Origin of the sequence: uncultured Gimesia sp., assembly GCF_937919775.1 — a bacterium.
Lineage (GTDB): Bacteria > Planctomycetota > Planctomycetia > Planctomycetales > Planctomycetaceae > Gimesia.
In genome coordinates this window covers 1-10,591 of record NZ_CALFPF010000790.1, presented here as the reverse complement: position 1 = coordinate 10,591, position 10,591 = coordinate 1, and the positions used below count along the sequence as shown (strand labels likewise).

11 protein-coding genes are annotated in these 10,591 nt (G+C 51.9%); 10 read left to right on the top strand and 1 reads right to left on the bottom strand.

Going from position 1 to position 10,591, the window contains the following annotated elements; all coding sequences use genetic code 11:
* The first annotated feature begins 511 nt into the window (after window positions 1–511).
* The 10 genes from Q0294_RS22495 to Q0294_RS22450 all read left to right on the top strand — a co-directional run bounded on the left by Q0294_RS22495 (window position 512) and on the right by Q0294_RS22450 (window position 8,534).
* A complete protein-coding gene (locus tag Q0294_RS22495; protein ID WP_299469933.1) occupies window positions 512–1,522 on the top strand; it encodes a hypothetical protein in 1,011 nt (336 codons plus the stop codon).
* Between the two features lie 85 nt (window positions 1,523–1,607).
* The gene (locus tag Q0294_RS22490) at window positions 1,608–1,901 is read left to right on the top strand and encodes a hypothetical protein (protein ID WP_299469931.1); all 294 of its coding nucleotides are present in this window, start codon (window positions 1,608–1,610) and stop codon (window positions 1,899–1,901) included.
* 299 nt (window positions 1,902–2,200) lie between these two features.
* Complete coding sequence (gene def, locus Q0294_RS22485) at window positions 2,201–2,791, top strand: peptide deformylase (RefSeq protein WP_299469929.1); 591 nt, start codon at window positions 2,201–2,203, stop codon at window positions 2,789–2,791.
* Between the two features lie 129 nt (window positions 2,792–2,920).
* Entirely contained in the window at window positions 2,921–3,922 is a 1,002-nt protein-coding gene (gene fmt, locus Q0294_RS22480; protein WP_299469927.1) for a methionyl-tRNA formyltransferase, read from the top strand.
* A 121-nt stretch (window positions 3,923–4,043) separates the two neighbouring features.
* Complete coding sequence (locus tag Q0294_RS22475; protein ID WP_299469925.1) at window positions 4,044–4,373, top strand: hypothetical protein; 330 nt, start codon at window positions 4,044–4,046, stop codon at window positions 4,371–4,373.
* 58 nt (window positions 4,374–4,431) lie between these two features.
* The gene (locus Q0294_RS22470; protein ID WP_299469923.1) at window positions 4,432–5,304 is read left to right on the top strand and encodes a DUF1570 domain-containing protein; all 873 of its coding nucleotides are present in this window, start codon (window positions 4,432–4,434) and stop codon (window positions 5,302–5,304) included.
* Window positions 5,305–5,453: 149 nt separating this feature from the next.
* Window positions 5,454–6,317: a UbiA-like polyprenyltransferase gene (locus tag Q0294_RS22465; protein WP_299469921.1), complete on the top strand. Its 864-nt coding sequence runs from the start codon at window positions 5,454–5,456 to the stop codon at window positions 6,315–6,317.
* A gap of 110 nt (window positions 6,318–6,427) precedes the next feature.
* A complete protein-coding gene (gene mqnE / locus Q0294_RS22460; protein ID WP_299469919.1) occupies window positions 6,428–7,573 on the top strand; it encodes an aminofutalosine synthase MqnE in 1,146 nt (381 codons plus the stop codon).
* A gap of 125 nt (window positions 7,574–7,698) precedes the next feature.
* The gene (locus tag Q0294_RS22455) at window positions 7,699–8,112 is read left to right on the top strand and encodes a VOC family protein (RefSeq protein ID WP_299469917.1); all 414 of its coding nucleotides are present in this window, start codon (window positions 7,699–7,701) and stop codon (window positions 8,110–8,112) included.
* 233 nt (window positions 8,113–8,345) lie between these two features.
* Window positions 8,346–8,534, top strand: coding sequence for a hypothetical protein (locus tag Q0294_RS22450; protein ID WP_299469915.1), 189 nt, complete (start codon window positions 8,346–8,348; stop codon window positions 8,532–8,534).
* A 39-nt stretch (window positions 8,535–8,573) separates the two neighbouring features.
* On the opposite strand, the gene Q0294_RS22445 is transcribed toward Q0294_RS22450, so the two are convergent.
* Window positions 8,574–10,591, bottom strand: a 2,018-nt coding sequence (locus tag Q0294_RS22445; protein WP_299469913.1) for a hypothetical protein, incomplete at its 5' end; no start/stop codon positions are given.

Genomic DNA, 10,591 nt, shown 5'->3' with positions numbered 1-10,591 from the left:
CATTCTCGCAAAGCAATCCATTTGTGTTGCGAGGGGCCGATTATAGTTGGCATCCCTGATTTTCACCAACCCCAATTTGAAAGTGAAAATCGTAACCCCTGTTCGGCTTGGATTTCGCGCTCCCTGCCGATCACTTCAAGCTTAATTCTTTACACCTTTCAACAATCTCCTGAGTCTCACACTTCCAGTATGACGTCGATTTACAGTCCTTCCCGCTTGCCAGCAAAAATATTTTTTATAAAAAATAGAGTAAAAACGAATAAAAGATTAAAGGTTTTCTGCTTTTTTGTTTCATTTCATTCTTTCGTCTTGACCTGATTTTGAAAAATCAATATCTTCCCGCCTCACATTCGTGATGCCTGCGCCTGACCTGCAGGCCTGTCACTCACCTCCCACGCTGATTTACACGTCATCCGACAGATTACATTTCAAATTAAAACTGCGGTGCTTCAAAACTTTCAAATCGAAACACCCGACACCACTATCTATATCTGATAAAGATCAACAGACCATGTCCGTTTCGCGTCATTTACCGGAATACCCGATTCTATTAGCAGGGGTTGCTGCACCTGTTGTAAAAGGATTGCGCGAAATGGGGCTGCCTGTGACCGAACTCCAGGACGACCTGGCACAACTTTCAGGCTACCAACTCTCACGGTGGAATCTGTTACTGATCGGATCGCGGAAAACTTTCAATGAACAAGACCTGCAGACACTCTCTCACTGCAAGATCCCCGTCATTGATCTGTCTGAATTCTCCAGCGAATCTGCCACTGGTCGTACAAAAAGCGAACTGGGAAAGAAATCCCGTACCGGCATCGAACAATTCAACTCTCAGTTTGTGATCCAGCTCAAAGAGCGGTTACAACAGACGGGAGGCGCCTGGATGCGTGTGGGAGATTATCCTTATCCCTATCAGGGTGTGATCTGCTATGGCGAATCGGCGTTAGGAAACGAGTTTCGTGAGGTTTCCAATGTGACGAGCCCGTTACCGGTTCCTCTTGAATTACTGTATTTGAAATCGGAACAGGACTGGCATCAGAAATCAGACGCAGAAACACAACGCAAACTCCGCGTGGAAATAGTCAGCAGATACCGACAAGGCCTGCCCGTCTCATTACCTTCCGTCCCCTCGCGGGAAGAACTCAACCTGTTATTTCAAAATATCAACCTGGACCGTAAACAGATTCCGCTTGTCTGGGTCACGTCTTTGGATATGTTTTTTCGCTGGTGGAATCTGAGACGCCAGCTTGCTGTAAGTATCAGCCGAATTTCATCCGGCTGGGAAACGATTATCTCAGGCCAGTTTCAGGGGTTTTGGCCCAGTCTGCAAATCTGGAAAGGCCAGCATTCCGCTACGGTTTCATTGCCCCAGGGGGTAAATGAAGTCAGAGACGAGTCGATTGCCTTTGTCTCGAATCCGGAACGACATCCCGGAGGATTTACTGCACACTGGGCTGGTGTGAATTCCAGCCTGCTCCCTGCAGACTATCAGAAAATGGCAGCTTCGGCTGCTTCATAAATTGTCTAACTATTCCACATCACAGATTGATTATCGGCGATAGAATTTTTCTCTCGCAACTTTGTAGTAGAAAAGGATTGTTCTCATGAAACGCTTCGGATTAATGATGCTGGGTCTTGCGTTGATCTCCCTGACAACAGGTTGCCAGTGCGGACGTTATGGTAGCAGTTGCGGCAGCTGTAATTATGGCCCGACAATGGCACCTTTCAGCGGTGGTGGATGTTCCTCAGGAAATTGCGGCGTCGGTGCTCCGACTTATCCGCCACAGGGAGCTTACAACACCTACGATACCTACCAATCAACGGCTGGTGCGCCTGTGATTCAGGGAACCGTCCCTACAACAGCTTATGCACCGCTGGATCCACTTCCCATGTATTAAGACTGATACGAAGAAGTCAGCACCTGTCGTTTTGTCATCTCGGCCTGATTCAGGCCGAAGGACAGACTCTATCGTTTCCTGCCTACAGGCCGGAAAACGAAGGCAGGAGACGTTGTACAAAAAAACTGCAACAAAACTTTTGTTAGCGGACATATCGATTGTATCTGTCGAACAGCCTTGATATACAATTAATAATATCGTCTGTCATTTTCCCTGCGCGAATCGTTCGGCCGGGCAGGTGAAATATTATTATTTGAGTACTCCTTCTGTATATCATACCCCGCCGGGTATCTGTAATTATGGCCGCCTTACAAATCGTGCACTATCCCCATCCGGCACTCCGCTGGAAATCAAAGCCCATCAAAAGTATCTCACCGGAACTGCGTGAAACGGTGAATAATATGTTTGATCTGATGTACGAAGCGCGAGGCATCGGGCTTGCTGCCAATCAGGTGGCGCTTCCTTATCGGCTGTTTGTGATTAATCTGACGTCCGATCCCAATGAACCAGAAGAAGAATTTGTGTTCATTAATCCGGAAATCACAAAACGCAAAGGGACCGCGGAAGGCGAAGAAGGCTGCTTAAGTCTGCCTTTGCTCTATGGAGACGTCAAGCGCTCTGAAGAGATCACGCTCGAAGCCTACGATCTCGATGGCCAATTGTTTGAAATTACGCTGGACGATCTCGCGGCCCGCGCCGTGCAACACGAAATTGATCATCTGGAAGGAATTATGTTTCCGGACCGGATGGTAGAAGCCAAGCGAATTGAACTCGACGCGCAAATTGCCGATTTTGAAACTGTATTTCGGCAACAGCAGCAACGGGGTGAATTCCCGTCTGATGATGAAATTCGCGAACATCTGGCGCAACTGGAACGTGAGCTGGACTAAAGCGCGCGACATCAGCAGGCTTCGCGCTGGATCGAAGGCCCGTTGACGTATCAGCCAGAACAGTCTGAAAACACCCGTTTTCTGCTTTGAAAATGAATAAAATATTGCCCGCTGTGAGGAGCTGCTGCCGTGCCTTTAAATGTTGTGATGATGGGAACCGGAACATTTGCCATTCCCGCATTTCAAGCGCTGATTGCATCCGGGCATCAGGTGCTCGGCCTGTATACCCAGCCCGATCGAACGGGGCGCGGCCATCATCGCCATTCACATCCCATGAAAGAACTGGCGATCGAACACGGGATTCCGGTTTTTCAACCCGAAAAAATTAATACACCTGAATCACTCGAAGCATTGCACAATCTCGAGGCTGATGTTCTGCTGGTCGCCGCCTATGGTCAGATTCTCTCACAAAAACTGCTGGACATCCCCAGGCAGGGGGCCTTCAATCTGCATGCCTCACTGCTGCCGAAATACCGCGGAGCCGCACCGATCCTGTATGCGATTCGTAACGGGGAAACCAAAACCGGAGTGACCCTGTTTCGCATCGAGCGCGCCCTCGATTCCGGTCCTGTGGCCGCAATGGTGGAAACACCGATCGGACCCAAAGAAACCACGGGCGAACTCCAGGATCGCCTCGCCGCACTCGCTGCCCCCCTGGCAATGCAGGTACTCAAACAGATCGAACAGGGCACACTGCAGGAAACGACCCAAAATCATGCCGAGGCGACATTTGCCCCCACGTTGGATAAACAGGAAGGGGCCATCGACTGGACCCAATCCACGTTTCAAATTGGCTGTCATGTCAGAGCCATGCAGCCCTGGCCCAGCCCCTTCGCATTTCTCCACCAATCGGAACAGGAACCATTAAGATTACTCATTCTGGATGTCGAAAATCTCGCCACCGAGGACCTGGACTCCTTGAATGCAGGCCAGGAACTCCTGAATTCCGCTCCCGGAACCGTGATTTTTGCGAATACAAAAAGAGTGATCATTCGCACCGGTGACGGGGTTCTGGAATTAAAACAGGTCCAGCCTCAGGGAAAACGGGGGATGCAGATCGGTGAGTTTTTGTGCGGCAGAAAAATCAATGCGGGTGACTACTTCGGTCAGTCACCAGATCAGAGTGTTTGAATGAACACATCCTTGTTCTGGAACATCAGGTTCACTATTGCCGCATTTTCCAGTTTCTGAGATGATCCCGCCCCCTGAACTGAAGCGAAGCTGTATTATTAAACACAAGGAAGTGAGTTAGATGCGCCGAATCCTAGCGGCTCTGATCTTCATGATGATTGGAGCGGGAGGCATGTATGCCGCGTTCGAATTTCATGTTGTTCAAACCAAGGAAGGCTGGCTTTTCATCCCGAAGTCACAAGCCGGGCTCCACGATACTTATGCCGACATCAGAAAATGGCAGGCGACGACCTGGAAAAACCATCCGAAGCTGGCACAGTCTCTGATTGATAACGGAAGAGGAAATCTCATCATGCAATCGGCTTCGAATGGATTTTTCGACAACCTGTTCCAGCCAGCCGGGAAAAGACGTTCTGCTGCGAACGAGGAGACCCCGAGCAAACGCTTTTAAGACACGACACCCCCTGTTTCCATACAATTAACGCTCAACGAGATAATACCCACCCATCGTGAAACAACTATCGCACCCTGGTCCTGACAAGGCTTCACATCTGAAGTCTCAGCCGGCACTCAAAGTAATGACTTTGAGCGTCTGTCTGGTCTTGTGCCTGTTGTTCTCGCCGGGCTGTCATAGTGCGGCCAAAAATCAGACCGTTCATCTGCCGGCCCGGCATAGCGTCAGCGCAGAACAACTGATTGTTCTCAGTGATTTCAAGTTGGGTGAAGATCACGAACTGTTTCAGGATCTGGTCAAGCTCCGCGAAGACGTCGGTGCCACGTTGAACATCCCGCTCAACAGCGAGCAGGTAACCGTGTATCTCTTCACCAACGAAGAGGCATACCGCAATTATCTGGATTCGACTTATCCCGGCTTACCTCCGCGGCGTGCCTACTTTGTCGGCACTCCCAAAGAACTGGCCGTGTATACGTTCTGGGGCGAACGCATTCAGGAAGACTTGCGGCATGAGTTTACGCACGGCCTGTTACACGCCAGCCTGAAAACAGTTCCCTTGTGGCTCGACGAGGGACTGGCCGAATATTTCGAAGTCGCCGGCAACACACCCGGACAAATTAACCGCGACCATGCAGCGCGATTGTCGGTAGCACTGAATAACGGCTGGAAACCCGACATGCAACGTCTGGAACAACTCGAAAAAGTCTCGCAGATGCAACGGGTGGACTACCAGGAAGCCTGGGCCTGGGTCCATTTCATGTTGAATGGCACACCGGAATCAAAGGACACCCTGCTGGAATATCTGGCAGATCTCAAAACCAACGCCAAACCGGAAGCGTTGAGTGCGCGGCTTCCACGGGACATTCCGGGCGTGGACCAGCGTTTTGTGAGTTATGTCGCGTCGCTGAATACCTTCCCGTCAAGGTAAACAGACCAGACACATTTCCCGCGAAGCACCGCCAATTTCGCCAGCCTCTGACTTGGGGGGCGCCTCACAATCAGCTAAGATGAGCCCGGCGTGCCTGTGTTTCCCCTCACGGCCGACTGACGACGTTCTCTTATACTGGATTTATTGAGATGCTGGCCCGACTGCGTCTGTTGCTCGAATTAATTCGCTTCAGTCATACGATCTTTGCACTCCCGTTTGCCCTGCTGTCTGCAGTACTGGCCTGGCGCGGCCAACCGTTTCGCTGGCAGGAACTGGCAGGCATTCTGCTGTGCATGCTGTTCGCCCGCTCGGCGGCGATGGCGTTTAACCGACTCGTCGATCGGGACATCGATGCGCTGAACCCGCGCACGCAAGGCCGCCATCTCCCTGCAGGATTGATCAGCGTTCGCGCCGTGTTTCTCTTCACCCTGCTGACATCTCTGGCCTTTATCGCCTCCACGCTGTTGTTTCTGCCCAATCGCTGGCCCCTGTATCTCTCGGTCCCTGTGTTGCTGTTTCTGCTCGGTTATTCCTATGCCAAACGCTTTACCATCTGGTGTCATTACTGGCTCTCAGCCGCCTTGATGCTCTCCCCGCTGGCAGCCTGGATTGCCATTCGCGGCAGCCTTTCACTGGAACCTGTTCTACTGGGACTGGTCGTTTTTTTCTGGGTCGGCGGATTCGATATTATCTATGCGTGTCAGGATGTCCATTTTGATCAGGAAAAACGGCTTTCCAGTATTCCGTCCCGCTGGGGAATTAAAAAAGCACTCCGTTTCGCTATGCTGAGCCACTTTATGACCATCGTCTGCCTGTTCAGCCTGTGGTACGTGGCGGCTTTGGGAATCCCGTTTCTGATTGCGATTCTTGCTGTCTCCTGCCTGTTGATCTACGAGCACCTGCTGGTGAATCCCGAGAACCTCGGACGCGTCAATCTGGCGTTTTTTCACGTGAATGCCGTGATCAGTATTGGATTGTTCTTTGTGGGATTGATCGATGTCTGGCTCGCATAAGCCGGTCTGAATCGTAATAATAAATGATAATTCCCGTGCTGCGATCTGCCAGACCGCAGCAAACCCGTTTGAACACGTAAACAAGCCCAAAAGCATCAACAGTCAGTCAGATGAATCTGAATCAAAACGAACAGAAACAGTTGGATTCCATTACCCGTAAAGTGGAAGCCGGAGAGCGGATCAGCTTCGACGAAGGGGTTTTTCTGGATGAGAAAGTCGATATTCTGACGCTGGGAGATCTGGCGAATCAGATACGCGAACGCAAGAACAGCAACTTCGCGTTTTATAACACCAACATCCATTTGAACCCGACGAACGTCTGCGTTTACCGCTGCAAGTTCTGTGCATTTCGTGCCGACCTCAAATCGCCCCGCGGTTACACCTTCACCGACGAAATGATTCGTGAGCGCGTGCAGGAAGCACGGGCGACCGGCGCGACGGAAATGCACGTCGTAGGCGGACTGCATCACCAGAAAAAATTTGACTGGTATCTGAACGTCGTTCGCATCATTCATGAAGAGTATCCCGAACTGCACATCAAAGCCTGGACTCCCGTGGAAATCAACTGGTTCAGCTTCATGACCAAACAGCCGACGCAGTGGGTTCTGGAACAGATGATGGAAGCCGGTCTTTCCAGTATGCCCGGCGGCGGAGCCGAGATTTTTCACCCCGAAGTGCGCGAACAGATTTGCGAACACAAGGCCGACGCGGAAAGCTGGCTGAACATTCATCGCGAAGCGCACGGCCTGGGTTTGAGAAGTAACGCCACGATTCTGTACGGCCACTATGAACAGGCCCGGCACCGCGTCGATCATCTCTGCCGGCTTCGAGACCTGCAGGATGAGACCGGAGGCTTCCAGACATTCATTCCCCTGGCATTCCATCCGGAAAATACAGGCATGTCGGAAATTCAAAAAGCGTCGGGATTGATGGACCTCAAAGTCATTGCCCTGTCGCGAATCATGCTGGACAACTTTGACCACATCAAAGCCTATTGGATTATGCTCGGCGAAAAGACGGCACAGACCGCGTTAAGTTTCGGCGCAGACGACCTGGATGGAACTGTCGTGCATGAACTGATTTACCATGATGCCGGTGCGAAAACTCCCGAAGGACTGACAGTCGAACAACTGCACCGGCTGATTGAAGAGGCCGGCCGAATTCCCGTCGAACGCGATACTCTCTACCGTCATGTCGTGCGAGAGGGGGCTGCCTGGAGAGTGGGTGAACCCATTCTGACTTCAGCCGTTTCCTGAATCATCGAGAGCGAGTTCAACGAAAACAAAACCGTCAATCATCAAACAGACTCGGGCGAAGCAGCCCCGGAAACGCTGCAGGTAACCTGACTTCGGGCTACTTCAAACCAGGAGAAACATCAGCCATGAATGAATCTGCCGTTTCTGATCAGTTGCAAGTGCAGGCATTTGATCACATTACGCTTGTGGTGAAAGACCTGGAAGCATCCCGCCAGTTTTATGTCGACTTTTTGGGCATGGGTCACGTCCCGCGACCGGCGTTTACGTTTGACGGGCACTGGTTTCAAATTGGAAACCAGCAGATCCACCTGATTCTCGAGCACGATCAGTCGGGCAGGGCAGGCAATACCGATCCCAATCAAAATACGCGAACCCATCATTTTGCGTTTCAGGTCAACGATGCAAAACAGGCCTATGAAAAGGCAGTCAGCCTGGGCATTCCCATTGTCTCGCCTCCCAAATCCCGGCCGGATGGCGCGACTCAGACTTTTGTAAATGACCCGGACGGGCATATTATTGAACTTTGCTCACTCTCCTGAGCGACCACATTTCAGCGGGATATCACTATTTTAACGGTTTTTCAAGCGTTCAAACGGGAAGTAGCGTCACAGGCACAAGTTAAGTATTCATCAGCACCAGAATCGACTGGAAATTCCACCAATCGATACGGTATACTGGAAGCCAGACCGCTTTCAGGTAAAGTAGCGCAGCTCAGACGGACAACCAGAAACCATACAGTTTTCAGCACGAGTAGAGAGGGACGGGGATCGCAATGACGGATGCACCCAAGAAAATGATCATTGGCTCAATGGCCGCTTCCGGGCTGGTGGCAGCACTCGCTCTGGTCGACATCATTGTGGGCATGCCTTTCCGAGGCAGCACCATCATGGATATCATGTTCCTCGTTTCTGCCGCCCTGGTTCTGTTTCTCTGCTGGGATGCCTGGAAAGATCTGCGCTGATTCTGCAGGCAAATCCCTGCCTGATGCATTGCAGCCACTTCAGTCATACGAATCCGACTTGGTGGCTTCGTCGTCTGCTGCCGGTTGCTGATTCTGAGATTTCTCCGCTGCCTCCCCCATCCATTCTGATAAGCGCTGTTCTGTTGATTTTGTGCTCGAGAACTCGGCTGCCTCATCGATGGTGTCTTGTGCTCCGGCCATCTCGGTCATTTGCTGCAGCAGCAGCCGAATGATCTGCTCGGCCTGTACATGCTCCTGCAGCCAGGTTTCCCGTTTTTCATCCCAGGCCGCATCACGCATTGCCAGTTGTTCCGCCTCATAACGCAATTGTTCGCTCCGCAGTCGTAACTGCTCATCCCGTTCAGCAACCCACTCCGAAAGGTCCTGCCGCTCCTGGCGAAATTCATCGCGATGCCGGTGGAACAATTCCTGCGAATGATCAAGTTCCTGTCGTTCTACAGACAAGGCTTCACGCAACTGCCGATAATGCGCGGCGAGTGCGTCGCGGGCTTTTTCCAGTCGTTCGCGGGCAGCCTCTTCGCCTTCGACCTGCGTGAGTTGTGCCCAGCCCTCTTCCAGCGCCAGACGCATTTCCAATGTGCCCCGATGGGTCTCTTCGACTTCGGCCCGCAAGGTATCCAGTCTCTCGCGGCGGCGTTCCAGATTTTCCGCGTGTAACGCCAGCATATCATGCTGTCGGCGCAGTTCTACTTTTTGTGCATCCCGTTCTTTTTGCCAGCTCGCATATTCGTCTGACATGCGCTGTTTCTGATTCAGCTCGTAACGTTCGACGGCACGACGCAGCTCGGCATGCAAAGACCGTTCTTTAACCAGGGATTCCTCACGCTGTGATAATAAATCGCGAAATCGATCAAGCTGTTTCATTCTTAAAATATGAATGCGTTCATTCTGTTCGTGCTGCTGCTGCTGAATCTGCTGCTGACGCTGAAAGTCGTGCTGATCCTGTTCAATCTGGCTCCGCAGACGTAACAGATGATTCTCCTGAAACTTGATCCGGTTCTCAATCAGTGTGCGTTTCTGCTCGAATGCATCTTCCCGCGACGCGTATTCGCGCTGCAGATCCTCGCGCTGAATTCGCAGCTGATGCTCGATTTCTTCGGAACGAATCACAAAATCGCGTTTGCGTGACTCCAGTTCCTCTTCTTCTGCATGCCTGTGCGACTTCCATTCGGCTTGCTGTGTTTTCAGTTCCAGTTCCTGATTCTCTTTGCGGGAGGTGAGTTCTGCTTCGACTTTCCTGATCGTGGTTTCGTGCAGTTCACGCTCTCGTTTCAGATGGTTCAGTTCCGTCTGCTTCACGCCCCGCCACTCATCCCGATCGCGGTCCAGATCCGTTCGCTGGTCGGCGAGTGTCTCGAGGACCTCTTCATGAATGCGGTTCCGTTCGTGAATCAGATCCAGCCGCTGTCGCTCCAGCGCTTCCCGCTGTTGCGAAAATTCGATCAGAATCTGATCCCGCAATTCGCTGCGTTCCTGCTTCAGCGCATCCTGGGCTTCGAAAACTTTCTCCTGCTCCTGCGATACGGTTCTCGCCAGTTTTTCGCACTCGACTGCTTTGCGGATTAACTCCGTTTCTTTTGCACGAAGATTCGTCTCGCGTTCGTCATACTGCTCTTCGATCTGACCGACCCACATCCGGATTTTGCGTCGTTCGTTATCGATATCATTGAGTTGACTGTTCAATGTCTGTTCGCGTCGGCTGACTTCCGCAAACTGTGCTTTCAGATAACTGGCAATCTCACCAGCCTGAGTTAACAGCTCCGCCCCCGTTAATGAAGCGCCCGCTTCTGCGGCCCCCTGGCTCTGCATTTCCGCGGCAAACGCGGCGAAAGAAAAACTTTTCTGCAGCGCTGCCTGCTTCTGGGCACTGAAAAAGGACTCCGCTTCTGTCGGGCGGTCCTGCTGCTTGCCATGCGCCTGATCGGCCCGGCGTTCAGTGCCTTCTGGACCGGAAAGGGGACGCGAACTCGCCAGATCCTCGCCGCTCGGTTTCACACCTGAAAACGGAGAGAATGTTTGTGATTTCTGGTCAGGCC

Bases quoted from the DNA above. Each gene is read 5' to 3' on its own strand.
- Q0294_RS22495 (WP_299469933.1), top strand. From the start codon at position 512: ATGTCCGTTTCGCGTCATTTACCGGAATACCCGATTCTATTAGCAGGG.
- Q0294_RS22475 (WP_299469925.1), top strand. From the start codon at position 4,044: ATGCGCCGAATCCTAGCGGCTCTGATCTTCATGATGATTGGAGCGGGA.
- Q0294_RS22455 (WP_299469917.1), top strand. From the start codon at position 7,699: ATGAATGAATCTGCCGTTTCTGATCAGTTGCAAGTGCAGGCATTTGAT.
- def (WP_299469929.1), top strand. From the start codon at position 2,201: ATGGCCGCCTTACAAATCGTGCACTATCCCCATCCGGCACTCCGCTGG.
- mqnE (WP_299469919.1), top strand. From the start codon at position 6,428: ATGAATCTGAATCAAAACGAACAGAAACAGTTGGATTCCATTACCCGT.
- Q0294_RS22450 (WP_299469915.1), top strand. From the start codon at position 8,346: ATGACGGATGCACCCAAGAAAATGATCATTGGCTCAATGGCCGCTTCC.
- Q0294_RS22465 (WP_299469921.1), top strand. From the start codon at position 5,454: ATGCTGGCCCGACTGCGTCTGTTGCTCGAATTAATTCGCTTCAGTCAT.
- Q0294_RS22490 (WP_299469931.1), top strand. From the start codon at position 1,608: ATGAAACGCTTCGGATTAATGATGCTGGGTCTTGCGTTGATCTCCCTG.